The organism is Streptomyces sp. NBC_01298 (assembly GCF_035978755.1).
Taxonomy (GTDB): Bacteria; Actinomycetota; Actinomycetes; order Streptomycetales; family Streptomycetaceae; genus Streptomyces.
On sequence record NZ_CP108414.1, the window covers coordinates 3520948 to 3535682 of the forward strand.

Here is a 14735-nt window from a genome sequence, read left to right on the forward strand (position 1 = left end):
CGGTCAGGTTCCTTCGAATGGCAGACACTCCGGGGACCGGCGACCGCCTCCCGCCCCTATGCACTGCGCGTATACATCGAGCGTATACACCGCGTGTATAGTCCTCCGCATGTCCATCAGTCACGCACTCCTCGGCCTCCTCGAAGCCGGCCCCCGGCACGGCTACGACCTCAAGCGGACCTTCGACGAGAGATTCGGCCACGACAAGCCCCTCGCGTACGGGCAGGTCTACTCGACCATGTCCCGGCTGCTGAAGAACGGCCTGGTCGAGGTCGACGGCGTGGAGAGCGGCGGCGGCCCCGAGCGCAAGCGGTACGCGATCACCGACGCCGGGATCACCGACGTCGAGGGCTGGCTCGCCCAGCCCGAGAAGCCCGAGCCGTACCTGCAGTCGACCCTCTACACGAAGGTCGTGCTCGCCCTCCTCACCGGCCGCAGCGCCCAGGAGCTGCTGGACACCCAGCGCGCCGAACACCTGCGCCTGATGCGCATCCTCACCCAGCGCAAGCGCAAGGGTGACCTCGCCGACCAGCTGGTCTGCGACCACGCCCTGTTCCACCTCGAGGCGGACCTGCGGTGGCTCGAACTCACCGCCGCCCGCCTCGACCAGCTCGCCCAGGAGATAGGCCGATGACCCCCGCCGGCACGCTGCTCAGCGCCACGAACCTCCGCAAGACCTACGGATCCACCCACGCCCTCGACGGAGCCGAGTTCTCCATCCACGCGGGCGAGGTCGTCGCGATCATGGGCCCCTCCGGGTCCGGCAAGTCGACCCTGCTGCACTGCCTCGCCGGGATCGTGACCCCCGACTCCGGCACCATCACCTACGCCGGACGCGAGCTCTCCGCCATGAACGACGCCGAGCGCAGCGCCCTGCGCCGCGGCGAGTTCGGCTTCGTCTTCCAGTTCGGCCAGCTCGTCCCCGAGCTCACCTGCGTGGAGAACGTCGCCCTGCCGCTCCGCCTCACCGGCGTGAAGCGCAAGCAGGCCGAACGCACCGCCCTGGAATGGATGGAGCGGCTCCAGGTAGACGACCTCGGCGGCAAGCGCCCCGGCGAGGTCTCCGGCGGCCAGGGACAGCGCGTCGCCGTCGCCCGCGCCCTGGTCACCAACCCCCGGCTGATCTTCGCCGACGAGCCCACCGGCGCCCTCGACTCCCTCAACGGCGAGCTCGTCATGCAGCTGCTCACCGAGGCCGCCCGGTCCACGAACGCCGCGGTCGTCCTCGTCACGCACGAGACCCGCGTGGCCGCGTACTCCGACCGCGAGATCGTCGTGCGCGACGGCAAGTCCCGCGACATGGAGCGCGCGGTATGAGTCACGAGACCCTCAACACGCAGGACACGCACGGCAAACACGGCAAGCACGGCGGCCCCGCCGGACCCGGACCCGGCACCGGTGGCCCCGGCAGGCAGGGCGCACTCGCCGTCTGGCTCCGCGACCTGCGCCTCGGTGTCCGCTTCGCCTTCGGCGGCGGCCGCCAGGGCTGGACCCGTACCCTCCTCACCGGCCTGGGCGTCGGCCTCGGCGTCGCCCTGCTGCTCGTCACCAGCGCGGTCCCCAGCGCCCTGGCCGCCCGTGACGCGCGCGCCGCCGCCCGCCAGACCTTCACCTCGCCCACCGCCGAGCAGCCCGGCCGCGACACGCTGCTGATCACCGACGTGAACCAGACCTACCGCGCCTACGGGGTCGACGGCCGGCTCGTGCAGCCCGAGGGCCCGGACGCCCCACTGCCCCCGGGCGTGAAGAAGTTCCCCGGCGCCGGCGAACTGGTCGTCTCCCCCGCCCTCGACAAGCTGATGAAGACGGACGAGGGGAAGCTGCTGCGCGACCGCCTCGACGGGAAGATCGTCGGGACCATCGGCGAAGCGGGCCTGGTGGGCCCCGGCGACCTCTACTTCTACGCGGGCAGCGACCGGCTCCCCGCGCTCCAGAAGGAGGCGCCGAACTACATCCAGCGGGTCACGACCTTCGAGAACACCCAGGAGAAGGAGGCCCTCGACCCGGTCCTCACCCTCCTCGTGGTGCTCACCTTCGTGGCCCTGCTCATGCCGGTCGCCGTGTTCATCGGCGCCGCCGTCCGCTTCGGCGGCGACCGCCGCGACCGCCGGCTCGCCGCCCTGCGCCTGGTCGGCGCCGACGGCCGGATGGTCCGCCGGATCGCCGCGGGCGAGGCCGCCGCCGGATCGCTGATCGGCCTGGCGCTGGGCGCCGGCTTCTTCCTCGCCGCCCGCCAACTGGCCCCGGCCATGGACCTCTACCAGCGCAGCGTCTTCCCCTCCGACCTCAATCCGGCGCCCTGGCTGGCCGCGCTCATCGCGCTGGCCGTGCCCGCCGCGGCCGTCGCCGTGACCCTGTTCGCCCTGCGCGGCGTCGTCATCGAGCCGCTCGGCGTGGTCCGTACGACGACCCCGGCCAAGCGCCGGATCTGGTGGCGGCTGCTGCTCCCGCTGGCCGGACTCGGCCTGCTGGCCCCCCTGATCGGCAAGGGCAACGACAGCGGACAGTTCAACCAGTGGCAGGTCTCGGGCGGCGTGGTCCTGCTCCTCGTTGGCATCACCGTCCTGCTCCCCTGGGTGCTGGAACGGGTCGTCGGCCGGATCGGCGGCGCGGGCCCCGTCTCCTGGCAGCTGGCCGCCCGCCGGCTCCAGCTCACCAGTGGAAGCTCCGCCCGGCTGGTCAACGGCATCGCCGTCGCGGTCGCCGGAGCCATCGCCCTGCAGATGCTCTTCGCCACCACCGAGGACTCGTACACCCGCGAGACCGGCCACGACCCCTCCCGGGCTTCGATCTCCGTCCTGCAGCGCACCCGCGGCGGCGGCGAGGCCGTCGCCCAGGTGCTGGCCGGGACCAAGGGCGTCACCCAGGCCATCGCGCAGTCCTCGACCAATGCCGGGCGCAGCCCGGACATGAGCTACTCGGACACGGCGATCTCGGTGACGACCGGCACCTGCGCGGCCCTCAAGGAGTTCGCGGTGCTGCCCTCCTGCAAGGAGGGCGACGCCTTCGTCATCGGCGGCCCCACCCAGTCCGAGGGCATGACCGGCGACAGCGCCAAGCCGGGCGAGAAGCTGTTCGCCGGAAACATCTTCCAAGACAATGAGGACGACCACACCAAGCCGGTCGCCTGGACCGTGCCCGCCGACGCCCGGACCGTGCAGCCCCGCAAGGGCCCCATGGGCGAGACGTTGACCGGACTGCTGGTCACCCCGGCCGCCGCCCCGCAGGGCATGGGGGGCTACCAGTCCTCCCAGGTCTACGTGAAGCTGGACCCGAAGGTGCCCGACGCGCTGGAGCTGGCCCGCACCGCCGCCTTCAAGGCCGACCCGATGTCCGTCCCCATGACGATCCAGGCCACCGCGGTCAACGACCGCTTCGCCTCCATCCGGACCGGCCTGTTCGTGGGCGCCGCCCTGCTGCTGATGCTGATCGGCGCCAGCCTGCTGGTCTCCCAGCTGGAGCAGCTGCGCGAGCGCAAGCAACTGCTGTCGGCGCTGGTCGCCTTCGGCACCAAGCGCTCCACGCTCAGCTTCTCCGTGCTGTGGCAGACCGCCATCCCGATCGGTCTGGGCCTGGCCCTGGCCACGGTGGTCGGGCTCGCGCTCGGCATCGTGCTGCTGCAGATGACGGGCTCCACCATCACGATCAACTGGACCGCGGTCCTGGGGATGGTCGGCATCGGCGGCGGCGTGGCCGTCCTGGTGACCCTGCTCAGCCTGCCGCCGCTGCTCCGCCTGATGCGCCCGGACGGGCTGCGCACGGAGTAACCCGCCGGATCCGCGATGCCGTACGTCCGCTCCTCAGTCCGTCAGCCAGACGGGGAGCGGGCGTACGGCTTCGCGCAGGGCGTCGGCCACGGCGCGGAACTCCTCCGCGCGGGCCGTTCCCGTCCGCATGGCCAGCGCGATCCGCCGCGAGGGCGCCGGTTCGGCGAAGTAGCCCGTGGCCAGGTGCTCGTTGCGGGCGGTCTCCAGGCGCAGCGCGGTGCGCGGCAGCAGCGTGACGCCGAGTCCCCCGGCGACCAGTTGTACGAGGGTGGACAGCCCGGCGGCGGTCGTGGTGACGTCCGCCCCGGCGACGCGTCCCGCGTCGTGGCAGATGTCGAGGGCCTGGTCGCGCAGGCAGTGCCCTTCGTCGAGCAGGAGCAGCCGCAGACCGCGCAGTTCCTCGCGCGGGATGTCCCTGCGGCCGGCGAGCGGATGGTCGCGCGGCGCGAGCAGGACGAAGTCCTCGTCGAAGAGCGGCAGTTCGGTGACCCCCGGCACCCCGAGCGGTACGGCGAGCAGCAGCAGGTCGAGCCGTCCGCCGGCCAGCCCTTCGAGCAGCGAGGCCGTCTGCTCCTCGTGTACCTGGAGGTCGAGGCGGGGGTAGCGGCGGTGGAAGAGCCCGAGCACGGTCGGCAGCAGGTACGGGGCCACGGTGGGGATCACCCCGAACCGCAGCGCCCCGGTGAAGGGGGCCCGTACCGCCTCGGCCTCCTCGAGCAGCCCGCCCATCGCGTCGAGCACGGCCCGCGCGCGGGCCGCGATCCGCTCCCCGGCGGGCGTGAGCAGCACCTTGCGGGTGGTCCGCTCCAGCAGCCGCACCCCGAGCGCCTCCTCCAGCGCGGACACGGCCCCGGAGAGCGCGGGCTGACTCATCCCGATGGCGGCGGCCGCGTCCCGGAAGTGCAGGTGCTCGGCCACGGCGGCGAAGGCCCTCAGCTGGGCGAGCGTCGCCTGCTTCGTTCCTCTACGGCCCAGGCCATGTCCCACAGCCACTGATAGGTACCTCCGATCACTTGGCACCAGAGTAGCTATTTCTGCAATCAATGCCGCTGTGTCAGCATGTGAGACACGTCCAACCCCCCGGAAAGCCCTCAAAAAGGTCACTTTCCTCTGCGCAAGGAGAGCACGTGCTCACTGTCGGCGACCAGTTCCCCACCTACGACCTGACCGCCTGCGTCTCGCTGGAGGCCGGAGCCGAGTTCGCGCAGATCGACCACAAGACCTACGAGGGCAAGTGGAAGATCATGTTCTCCTGGCCGCTCGACTTCACCTTCGTGTGCCCGACCGAGATCGCCGCCTTCGGGAAGCTGAACGAGGAGTTCGCCGACCGTGACGCCCAGATCCTCGGCTTCTCGCTCGACTCCGAGTACGTCCACCACGCCTGGCGCAAGGACCACGCCGACCTGCGCGACCTGCCCTTCCCGATGATGTCCGACATCAAGCGCGAGCTCTGCGCCGACCTCGGCATCCTCGGTTCGGACGGTCTGCCGATGCGCGCCGTCTTCATCGTGGACCCGAACAACGAGATCCAGTTCTCCATGGTGACCGCCGGTTCCGTCGGCCGGAACCCCAAGGAGGTCCTGCGGGTCCTCGACGCCCTGCAGACCGACGAGCTGTGCCCCTGCAACTGGACCAAGGGCGACAGCACCATCGACGCCGGCGCGCTGCTGGCCGGTGAGTGAGCGCATGTCCCTCGACTCCCTCAAGTCCGCCCTGCCGGACTTCGCCAAGGACCTGAAGCTCAACCTCGGCTCGGTCATCGGCAACCAGGACACCCTGACGCGGCAGCAGCTGTGGGGCACCGTCCTGTCCTGCGCCATCGCGGCCCGTTCCCCGCGCGTCCTGGGTGAGCTGGAGCCGGAGGCCAAGGCGGCCCTGTCTCCCGAGGCGTACACGGCCGCGAAGTCCGCCGCCGCGATCATGGCGATGAACAACGTCTTCTACCGCACCCGCCACCTGCTCTCCGACCCGGAGTACGGCACCCTGCGCGCGGGCCTGCGGATGAACGTCATCGGCAACCCCGGTGTGGAGAAGGTCGACTTCGAGCTCTGGTGCCTCGCCGTCTCCGCGATCAACGGCTGCGGCCAGTGCCTCGACTCGCACGAGCAGGTCCTGCGCAAGGCCGGCGTGGACCGCGAGTCGGTCCAGGAGGCCTTCAAGATCGCCTCGGTGATCCAGGCCGTGGCCGTCACCCTCGACTCCGAGGCCGTGCTCGCGGGCGTGTGACACCCCGAGCACGATGAAGGGCCCCCGCAGCCGCGCCGGCAGCGGGGGCCCTTTTGCCGACGGCGGCTCAGGCAGGACCCCAAGGGGCGTCCTAGCGCCGCAGCGAAGCCATCAGGCTCCGCATGTCCTCGACCATCGCCGCCTCGATCGCGTCCACGTCGACTTCCAAGCCCTCCCCTTCGCCGCGGTACCACTCCACGGTCAGGGTGAAGACCGCCCCGCCGTCCAGCACCGTCAGCCGGTCCCCGTCGGCCCCGTAGCTCCGGTCGAGCACCGCGCGGTCGCCCAGGCCCGGTACCTGCCGCCGCTCCCCGGGGTCCATCCGCAGATAGGCACTGACCCCGGGGCCGGTGGCGAACTCGGGCCCGGGGTCGGTCTTCTTGTGCAGCTCGACGAGCAAGTGGGCCCCGTACGAGACGGACGCCTTCTCGTAATCGATGCCGAACCGGCATGACGCCCAGTCCTGCGCGGGGCTCGTGCCGCGGCCGTTCTCGTAGTCCTCGAAGCTCCCGTCCGCGACCTGGCCGAGCATCTTGAGCGGGGCATCCCGGCACAAGGTCTCGGTGTGCCTGTAGTCGATGCGCGGTGCGTCGGCGAAGCGTTCCTGCACGGCCAGCGTGCCCGCCCAGACCGCCGAGGACAGCACCACCCCGCCCAGCGCCCACAGCCACGGCCCGCGCGTGCCCCGTACGCGCTCCCGCTCCTGCTCGCCCGCGCCCGGGAGGCCCTCGGCGGCCCCCTCCGACCCGGTCGCCGTACGCCAGTCACCGTCGATCTCGGGCTCGCCGATCATCCCCGTGTCCCCCGCCCCCGCGCTCCCGCGCCCCCGGAACTACTGGTGCAGCGCCTTCATCAGGCCGTGCATGTCGTCGATCATCGCAGCCTGGACCGCGTCCGAGTCGGGCTTCGGCGGATCTTGCGGGGGCCCGGAGTCGGGGATCGGATCGCCGTCGCCGTCGAACGTGTCCGGGCCGTACGACCACACCGTCACATCCATGGTGAACACCGCGCCCCCGTCGAGGACGGCGAGCCGCCACGACTGCTCGTACTCCGTCTCCCAGATCAGCGCCCGCTCCCCGAGCCCCGGCACCGAACGCGGCTCCGCGCTGCTCAGGCCGCTCCAGCCCGCGGGCGCGGGATTCGCGCCGAACTCCGGCGCGGGGTCGGTCCGTTTGTGCAGGGACATCGAGGTCTGGATCTGGTACTCCAGCCGGGACCCGCTCTCGGAGGGCTCCCTCGGGATGCTCAGCTGGCAGTACGCCTGGTCCACTCCCGGGTGCTCGAACAGTTTCGGGGTGGGGTTCCACTGGATCACCTCGGCCAGCCGGGCCAGCGTGGGCAGCTTCGCCGAGTCACACAGACTCGCGGGCAGCCCGTACCGCAGGGGCGGCCGGTCGTCCTGCGGGGCCGCGGCCCACCAGGCGCCCGCCCACAGCAGGGAGGCCGTCAGGGCCCCGCCCAGCGCCCAGCGCCAGGGGCGGCGGGCCGGTGCCGGGGCACCCCCGTAGTACTCGTGCCCCTCCGGCCCCTCCGGCCCCCCAGGCCTTTCCGGCCCCGGTATGCCGGACGAGCCGCCGTCGAACTCAGGCTCCGTTATCACCCGTACGTGTCTCCTCCGCCTCGAATGCCGTCTGGCCCAGGGCCGTCGCCCCGTGCGGCCCGGGGCCGACCGGGGAGTGCCCGTGGTGGAGCTGTTCCCGCGAGTAGGCCCTCAGGTAGCCGACCACGGTGTTGGTGACGGCGACCAGCGGGACGGCGACCACCGCGCCTCCGATGCCGGCGATCATTCCGCCGGCCGCCACCGAGAGGACCACCGCGAGCGGGTGGACCCGTACCGCCCGGCCCAGGATGAAGGGCTGGAGCACGTGGCCCTCGATCTGCTGCACGGCCAGCACCACCAGCAGCACCATCAGCGCGGTGAACGGCCCCTGGGTCACCAGGGCCACGACCACCGCGAGGGCGCCGCTTATCACCGCGCCGACGAGCGGGATGAAGGCGAACAGGAAGATGAAGACGGCGAGCGGCACGGCCATCGTCACGTCGAGGAAGTAGAGCCCCAGGCCGATGAACACGGCGTCGATGAGGGCCACCAGGACCGTGCCGCGCACGTACGCCGTCAGAGTGCGCCAGGCGCGCGGACCGGCGCCGGCGACTCCGGGGCGGGCGGCGGCGGGGAGCAGGCCCATGGACCAGGTCCAGATGCGCTTGCCGTCGTAGAGCAGGAAGAGCGTGGAGAACATCGCGAGCAGCATGCCCGTCAGGACCTCGACGAGGACCGTGACGCCTTGCAGGCCGGCGGAGGTGATCTGCTCGGTGTTGGTGCCGATGGTCTCGCTGAGGTTCTTGGCGATCTCGTTGATCTGCTTCTCGGTCACGTGGAACGGACTGTCCAGCGCGGCGAGTTTGAGGTCGTTGATGCCCTCGCGCAGCCGGGCGGAGAGGTCGTCGAGGTTGTCCATGACCTGCCAGACCACGAACCAGCCGACCAGCCCGATGACCACGAACCCGAGGATCGCGGTGACGGCCGTGGCCAGCCCCCGGGGCATCCCGAGCCGGCGCAGCCGGACCACGAAGGGCTGGAGCAGCGCGGTCACCAGGAGGGCGGCGGCGAAGGCGAGGACGACCAGGCGGACTTCGCTGATGACCCGCATCAGGACCCAGAGCATCCCGGCGAGCAGCAGCAGCCGCCAGCTCGCCTCGGCGGCGACGCGCACGCCCCACGGGATGACGGACACGGGGTCGGGGCGCACGGGTCCGGTGTGGCCGGCGTGGCCGGCGTGTTCGGCGCCCGGGGCCGCGGGTGGCGGGACGGAGGGCGCCGGGGAGGCGGCGGGCGGGGAGGCCGGGGAACCGGGGGCGGCCGGGGGCGAGGCCGGGCCCCGCCCGGGGGCCGGCAGGTCGCCGGAGGTCTCGGCCTCGACCTCGGCACGCCGCTCCGCGAGCCGGGTCTCCACGTCGCTCAGCCTCTTGCCGAGCCGGCCGAGCCAGCCTGTCTTCGCCATGTCGTTCCCTTCCCCCCGCCCTGGACCGCGCGTCCGCGCGCCGGGGCACGCCTCGAAAGACCGTACACGCGAGGAGCCCCGCACCGTAGGACGGTGCGGGGCTCTTCGAGGTTGAGGCGCGCGGGGCGCTCTCGCACCCGCGGCTTAGTAGAAGTTGTTGGCCTGGTGGAAGCTCCAGGCCGCACACGGGCTGCCGTACCGCTTGTTCATGTAGTTCAGGCCCCACTCGATCTGCGTGGCGGGGTTGGTGCGCCAGTCCGCGCCGGCCGAGGCCATCTTCGAACCGGGGAGGGCCTGGACGAGGCCGTAGGCACCCGAGGAGGCGTTCACGGCACGGTAGTTCCAGGTGGATTCCTGGTTGATGATCTTGGAGAAGCACGACCACTGCCCCGCCGGGACCATCTGCTGGGCGATCGCCTTGACCTGGGCCACCGTGTACGAGGCCTGCGGCGCGAAGGAGGAACCGTCGCGGGAGGTGGAACGGCTGGCGGCCTGCTCCTTCTCCTCGCGCTCCTTCTTCGCCTTCTCGTCCGCGGCCTTCTGCGCCTCGGCCTTCTTCGACTTGGCGTCGGAGGCGGCCTGGATGCGGGCCGCTTCCTCCGCCGAGCGCTTGGCGTCGGAGTCGGCGGCGTGCGCGATGGAGTCGGCCTGCTGCGTCAGGGACGCGTTCTGGACCTGCGCCTGCTCGCCGACCGGGATGTCAGTGAGGAGCGTCCCGGACGCGGTCGTCTCGAGATCGTTCGAGGCGGGGTCGCCAGTGGCAACACCCACGACGGCGCCGACGGTGGTGACGGCAGTGGCCGAAGCCACCGCGAATCCCCGAACCGAGATCCGGCTCACACGGTTTCCTTCCAGCAGCGTCCGCAGTGACTGCGCGGGCGCAATAGTGCCCTTGACGCTGGCCTCCATGATGGTGCGGTCACTGGAGGCGCGGGCCCGTGGGCAACTCCCTTGCGGGAGTGCCGCGTGATGCTCCGGGCGGCATACGGCGAACGATTGTGGAGTTAGCGGTGGTGCGCGCATCTCACGGGAGATACAGGTGTGCCGTATGCGGGGCCTGACGGAAAACAGACTCTGCCGGACCCCGACGCCGGAGGGCAATTCATCGTTGCGTGGGAAAGGTCACACCTGGCATGTCGCCGCTGGTTCCGGCAAACCCCTGTGCACGGAGGCGCCGCCCGGCTAGGCTCTCTGGCCTTTGCCGGGCGGCGCCAACTCACCTTCCCGCTATGGGTGTTTTACCTGGTTTGCGGCCCGTGCGGCCGGCGCGCCGGGCCCTACAGGTTCTCCAGCATCTCGGTGACCAGCGCGGCGATCGGGGAGCGCTCGGACCGCGTCAGCGTGATGTGCGCGAAGAGCGGATGCCCCTTCAGCTTCTCGACCACGGCGACGACTCCGTCGTACCGGCCGACCCGCAGGTTGTCCCGCTGGGCCACGTCGTGGGTGAGAACCACCCGCGAATTGGCCCCGATCCGGGACAGAACGGTCAGCAGGACATTGCGCTCCAGGGACTGCGCCTCGTCCACGATCACGAACGCGTCGTGCAGCGAGCGGCCGCGGATGTGCGTGAGCGGCAGGACCTCCAGCATCCCCCGGTTCAGCACCTCCTCGATGACCGCGCGCCCGGCGACCGCCGAGAGGGTGTCGAACACCGCCTGGGCCCAAGGGCTCATCTTCTCGCCGGCGTCCCCGGGGAGGTAGCCGAGGTCCTGCCCGCCGACCGCGTACAGCGGCCGGAAGACCATCACCTTCTGATGCTGCCTCCGCTCGAGTACGGCCTCCAGCCCCGCGCACAGCGCCAGCGCCGACTTTCCGGTGCCGGCCCGGCCGCCCATCGAGATGATCCCGATCTCGGGGTCGAGCAGGAGGTCGAGGGCGATCCGCTGCTCGGCGCTGCGGCCGTGCAGCCCGAAGGCCTCGCGGTCGCCCCGTACGAGCTTCACGTTGCCGTCGGCCGTGACCCGGCCGAGCGCCTTGCCGCGCTCGGACTGGAGGACCAGACCGGTGTGCACGGGAAGTTCCGCGGCCTCCGGCACGTAGAGCCGCTCCTCGGAGAAGAGCAGGTCCACCTGTTCCCCGGAGAGCGCCAGCTCGGTCATGCCGGTCCAGCCGGCATCGGTGATCGCGAGCTCCGCGCGGTACTCCTCGGCCATCAGCCCCACGGAGGAGGCCTTGATGCGCAGGGGAAGATCCTTCGAGACGACCGTGACGTCGTAGCCCTCGGCCTGGAGGTTGCGCGCGACCGCGAGGATCCGCGAATCGTTGTCCCCCAGCCTGAAGCCCGCGGGCAGGACGCTCTGGTCGGAGTGGTTGAGCTCGACGCGCAGGGTGCCGCCCAGATCGCCCAGCGGGATGGGTGCGTCGAGGCGACCATGGAGGACCCGGAACTCGTCGAGCAGCCGCAGGGCCTGACGGGCGAAGTAACCGAGTTCGGGATGGTGCCTCTTTGCCTCCAGCTCGGTGATCACCACGATCGGGAGCACGACCTCGTGCTCGTCGAATCGGGAGATCGCGTTGGGGTCTGCCAGCAGGACGCTGGTGTCGAGGACGTAGGTCCGCCTGTCGGGCAGGCGGCTCTTAGTGCTGGTCACCACGGAAGGACGTACCCCCTCGGAAGAGGTCGGGCCATGAAGACCGGACCGGTCATCGGCACCCCTGCGCGGGCCGACTTCCGGCCCTCCACTCCGTCCGTGCGAGCCGCACGTGCGTCCTGGTGCAAAGGGCCTCCCGGGCGGACGACCCCATGCCGTCCGCTGAGACTCGACACCCGTGGATCGGGCGTCGACCTGCAAGGGATATTCCCCGAATGGGTCCAGCCATGCCATGGCATATGACGGACGCTCGGTGAATCCCTGGTGAAGGCCCCGCGCGGAGGGTCCCAGGGGGCGGGCGCTGCCGTACGGGAACACGCGTACGGCGCGCCACGGAGGAGTCCGGGCGCGCCGTGAGGTGCCGAGGGAGTATCAGAGACCCGCAGGTCAGGTGCCGTAAGGGGTGGCCCTGGCGGACGGGTCAGCTGCCGTAGCGCCGGTGGCGGGCGGCGTAGTCGCGCAGGGCGCGCAGGAAGTCGACCTTGCGGAAGGCCGGCCAGAAGACCTCGCAGAAGTAGTACTCGGAGTGCGCGCTCTGCCACAGCATGAATCCGGACAGCCGCTGCTCCCCGCTGGTGCGGATCACCAGGTCCGGGTCGGGCTGGCCGCGCGTGTAGAGGTGCTCCGCGATGTGCTCGATGTCGAGGATCTCGGCGAGCTCCTCGAAGGAGGTGCCCTTCGAAGCGTGCTCCAGCAGGAGCGAGCGGACCGCGTCGGCGATCTCCTGGCGGCCGCCGTAGCCGACCGCGACGTTGACGAGTATCCCGTCGACGTCGCGCGTGGCCTCCATGGCCTCTTTCAGGACGCTCTGGGTCCCGGCGGGCAGGATGTCGAGGTTGCCGACGTGGTGGACGCGCCAGCGGCCGTCGGAGGCGAGGCCCCGGACGGTGTTCTCGATGATGTTGAGCAGCGGGCGGAGTTCGACCTCGGGCCGGTCCAGGTTGTCCGTGGAGAGCATCCACAGGGTGACGACCTCGACGTCCGTCTCGGAGCACCAGCCCAGCATCTCGGAGATCTTGTCGGCGCCGGCCTGGTGGCCCTGGACCGTGGTGCCTCCGGCGGCCTTGGCCCAGCGGCGGTTGCCGTCCAGGATCACACCGATGTGCTTGGGCGTCTCGTCATGGTCGATGCGGCCTTCCACCCGGCGTGCGTAGAGCCTGTACACAGGACGGCGTACCAGGTCGCGCAGCTTCACGATCTTCCAGCCCCTCCGAGCGATACCCCCATGCGGAATGCGGTGGTCCCCCCCAAGTCCGCAGACCGCCACATTACTGCGCGACGGGATCCGGCATCCAACTCGGTCCTGTCACAAGTCCGTGATAGGGAGGACAACGTGACTGAAAACAATCCCTATCGGGCAGAGCCCTCGCGCTACGACTCCATGGAGTACCGGCGCACCGGCCGCAGTGGCCTCAAGCTCCCCGCGATCTCCCTCGGCCTCTGGCACAACTTCGGCGACGACAAGTCCCTCGGGTCCCAGCGGACGATCCTGCGCCGGGCCTTCGACCTCGGCGTCACCCACTTCGACCTGGCCAACAACTACGGCCCGCCCCCCGGCTCGGCCGAGCTGAACTTCGGCAAGATCTTCGCGCAGGACTTCGCGTCCCACCGCGAGGAGCTGGTCCTGTCCACCAAGGCCGGCTACCTCATGCACGAGGGGCCGTACGGCGAGTGGGGCAGCCGCAAGTACCTGCTCGGGTCCCTGGACTCCTCGCTGAAGCGGATGGGCGTCGACTACGTCGACATCTTCTACTCGCACCGCTTCGACCCGGAGACCCCGCTGGAGGAGACCATGGGCGCGCTGGCGTCCGCGGTCCAGCAGGGCAAGGCGCTCTACGTGGGCGTGTCCTCGTACACCGCCGAGCAGACGGCCGAGGCGGCCCGGCTGCTGAAGGAGATGGGGATCCGTCCCCTCATCCACCAGCCCTCGTACTCCATGATCAACCGCTGGACGGAGGACGACGGCCTGCTGGACACCCTGGAGGAGGCCGGCATGGGCTGCATCTCCTTCGTGCCGCTCGCGCAGGGCCTGCTGACCGGCAAGTACCTCAAGGGCATCCCGGAGGGCTCGCGGGCCACGCAGGGCAAGTCCCTCAACCCGGACCTGCTGTCGGACGAGGTCGTGCGCCGGCTCAACGGGCTGAACGAGATCGCGGCGCGGCGCGGACAGACGCTGGCCCAGCTCGCGCTCAACTGGGTGCTGCGGGACGAGCGGATGACCTCGGCTCTGATCGGCGCGTCGAGCGTGAAGCAGCTCGAGGAGAACGTGGCTTCCCTGGCCGGCGCACCGCTGTCGGACGCGGAGCTGAAGGAGATCGACTCCTTCGCGGTATCCACCCCCGGCGCCAACATCTGGGCCCAGCGGGGCTGACCTGCGCGTTCGCCCGGCCCTGTCCCGAGACTGCGCGGGAACGAAAAACGGGCCGGTCCGTGGGGGGGATACGGACCGGCCCGAGGGGGGGGTTCCACCATAACCCTTCGTAAAGCCTGCTGCGCGCATCACCGCGACACGATTACGCTCCGCAGCCACCCGGGAGCACTCCGCAGAGCCGGGAGGGCCCCACAGGCCTTGCGGGGGCCCGGCACACGCCCGTACGGACCAACCTGCGGCCGTCCCTCCCCCGGGGGACCCGGTCGGGTGCACCGGCTTGACGCCGAAGGCCGGATCCGGGGGCGGGGCGCACCCTAGGGTGGCCCGCATGGGGAACAGGGAGCGGTGGCACGACGGCCCGGGGACGCTCTACGTCGACCGGGGGCGGGCGGGGCGCCCGGAGGCGCCGGGGCTGCCCGCGGAGGTGCCGGAGGCGCCCGTGGAGGTGCCGGAGGCGCCCGTGGAGGTGCCGGTGGAGGTGGCCGCCTCCTACCGGGCCCGCACGCGCGGTCTGCTCGGACGGGACGGGATCGAAGGGGCCATGCTCCTCACCCCGGCGTCGAGCGTGCACACCTTCCGGATGCGCTTCGCCATCGACGTGGCCCACCTCGACCGCCGGCTCACCGTCATCGCGCTGACCACCATGCCCCCCGGCCGGCTCGGTCTCCCCCGGCTGCGCGCCCGCCACGTCCTGGAGGCCGAGGCCGGAGCCATGGCCGGCTGGGGGCTGCGCGTCGGGTCCACCCTGCGGGTCCGTCTCACCGCCCGCTAGGCGCCA

Annotated in this window: 14 protein-coding genes; 7 read left to right on the forward strand and 7 right to left on the reverse strand. The window is 71.1% G+C overall.

The genetic code is table 11. The annotated features are described in order from the left end of the window. Positions 1-109: 109 nt before the first annotated feature. From OG730_RS15665 to OG730_RS15675, 3 genes are read left to right on the forward strand one after another with little or no spacing between them, the layout of a single operon-like run. Positions 110-634, forward strand: a complete 525-nt coding sequence (locus OG730_RS15665; RefSeq protein WP_327304826.1) for a PadR family transcriptional regulator — start codon at positions 110-112, stop codon at positions 632-634. Further along, the gene (locus OG730_RS15670; RefSeq protein ID WP_327304827.1) at positions 631-1317 is read left to right on the forward strand and encodes an ABC transporter ATP-binding protein; all 687 of its coding nucleotides are present in this window, start codon (positions 631-633) and stop codon (positions 1315-1317) included. Before OG730_RS15665 ends, OG730_RS15670 begins: the two co-directional genes overlap by 4 nt. Next, entirely contained in the window at positions 1314-3767 is a 2454-nt protein-coding gene (locus OG730_RS15675; RefSeq protein ID WP_327304828.1) for an ABC transporter permease, read from the forward strand. The genes OG730_RS15670 and OG730_RS15675 overlap by 4 nt, the downstream gene beginning before the upstream one ends. A gap of 33 nt (positions 3768-3800) precedes the next feature. On the opposite strand, the gene OG730_RS15680 is transcribed toward OG730_RS15675, so the two are convergent. Then, a complete protein-coding gene (locus OG730_RS15680) occupies positions 3801-4760 on the reverse strand; it encodes a hydrogen peroxide-inducible genes activator (protein WP_327304829.1) in 960 nt (319 codons plus the stop codon). A 134-nt stretch (positions 4761-4894) separates the two neighbouring features. On the opposite strand from OG730_RS15680, the gene OG730_RS15685 reads away from it, so the two are divergent. Next, complete coding sequence (locus tag OG730_RS15685; RefSeq protein WP_327304830.1) at positions 4895-5449, forward strand: peroxiredoxin; 555 nt, start codon at positions 4895-4897, stop codon at positions 5447-5449. 4 nt (positions 5450-5453) lie between these two features. Then, positions 5454-5993: an alkyl hydroperoxide reductase gene (locus OG730_RS15690; RefSeq protein WP_327304831.1), complete on the forward strand. Its 540-nt coding sequence runs from the start codon at positions 5454-5456 to the stop codon at positions 5991-5993. Between the two features lie 91 nt (positions 5994-6084). On the opposite strand, the gene OG730_RS15695 is transcribed toward OG730_RS15690, so the two are convergent. The 6 genes from OG730_RS15695 to OG730_RS15720 all read right to left on the reverse strand — a co-directional run bounded on the left by OG730_RS15695 (position 6085) and on the right by OG730_RS15720 (position 12781). Continuing rightward, complete coding sequence (locus tag OG730_RS15695) at positions 6085-6786, reverse strand: hypothetical protein (RefSeq protein WP_327304832.1); 702 nt, start codon at positions 6784-6786, stop codon at positions 6085-6087. A gap of 39 nt (positions 6787-6825) precedes the next feature. Further along, on the reverse strand, positions 6826-7593 hold the full coding sequence (locus OG730_RS15700; protein ID WP_327304833.1) for a hypothetical protein: 768 nt from the start codon (positions 7591-7593) through the stop codon (positions 6826-6828). After that, complete coding sequence (locus tag OG730_RS15705) at positions 7577-8995, reverse strand: AI-2E family transporter (RefSeq protein ID WP_327304834.1); 1419 nt, start codon at positions 8993-8995, stop codon at positions 7577-7579. The genes OG730_RS15700 and OG730_RS15705 overlap by 17 nt, the downstream gene beginning before the upstream one ends. Before the next feature lie 144 nt (positions 8996-9139). Next, positions 9140-9853 (reverse strand): aggregation-promoting factor C-terminal-like domain-containing protein, encoded by a 714-nt coding sequence (locus OG730_RS15710; RefSeq protein ID WP_442815196.1) that lies wholly within the window; start codon positions 9851-9853, stop codon positions 9140-9142. 419 nt (positions 9854-10272) lie between these two features. Beyond that, complete coding sequence (locus OG730_RS15715; protein ID WP_327304836.1) at positions 10273-11589, reverse strand: RNA 5'-3' helicase PhoH2; 1317 nt, start codon at positions 11587-11589, stop codon at positions 10273-10275. A 418-nt stretch (positions 11590-12007) separates the two neighbouring features. Next, positions 12008-12781 carry an isoprenyl transferase gene (locus OG730_RS15720; protein ID WP_327304837.1) on the reverse strand — a complete coding sequence of 258 codons (774 nt, stop codon included), beginning with the start codon at positions 12779-12781 and terminating at the stop codon, positions 12008-12010. A gap of 138 nt (positions 12782-12919) precedes the next feature. Here OG730_RS15720 and mgrA point away from each other — a divergent pair, with 138 nt between their 5' ends. After that, positions 12920-13957 carry an L-glyceraldehyde 3-phosphate reductase gene (gene mgrA / locus OG730_RS15725; protein ID WP_327304838.1) on the forward strand — a complete coding sequence of 346 codons (1038 nt, stop codon included), beginning with the start codon at positions 12920-12922 and terminating at the stop codon, positions 13955-13957. Positions 13958-14285: 328 nt separating this feature from the next. Then, positions 14286-14729 (forward strand): DUF192 domain-containing protein, encoded by a 444-nt coding sequence (locus OG730_RS15730; RefSeq protein ID WP_327304839.1) that lies wholly within the window; start codon positions 14286-14288, stop codon positions 14727-14729. Positions 14730-14735: the final 6 nt, after the last annotated feature.

Bases quoted from the DNA above. Each gene is read 5' to 3' on its own strand.
- OG730_RS15730 (WP_327304839.1), top strand. From the start codon at position 14,286: ATGGGGAACAGGGAGCGGTGGCACGACGGCCCGGGGACGCTCTACGTC.
- OG730_RS15690 (WP_327304831.1), top strand. From the start codon at position 5,454: ATGTCCCTCGACTCCCTCAAGTCCGCCCTGCCGGACTTCGCCAAGGAC.
- OG730_RS15670 (WP_327304827.1), top strand. From the start codon at position 631: ATGACCCCCGCCGGCACGCTGCTCAGCGCCACGAACCTCCGCAAGACC.
- OG730_RS15705 (WP_327304834.1), bottom strand. From the start codon at position 8,995: ATGGCGAAGACAGGCTGGCTCGGCCGGCTCGGCAAGAGGCTGAGCGAC.
- OG730_RS15675 (WP_327304828.1), top strand. From the start codon at position 1,314: ATGAGTCACGAGACCCTCAACACGCAGGACACGCACGGCAAACACGGC.
- OG730_RS15665 (WP_327304826.1), top strand. From the start codon at position 110: ATGTCCATCAGTCACGCACTCCTCGGCCTCCTCGAAGCCGGCCCCCGG.
- OG730_RS15695 (WP_327304832.1), bottom strand. From the start codon at position 6,786: ATGATCGGCGAGCCCGAGATCGACGGTGACTGGCGTACGGCGACCGGG.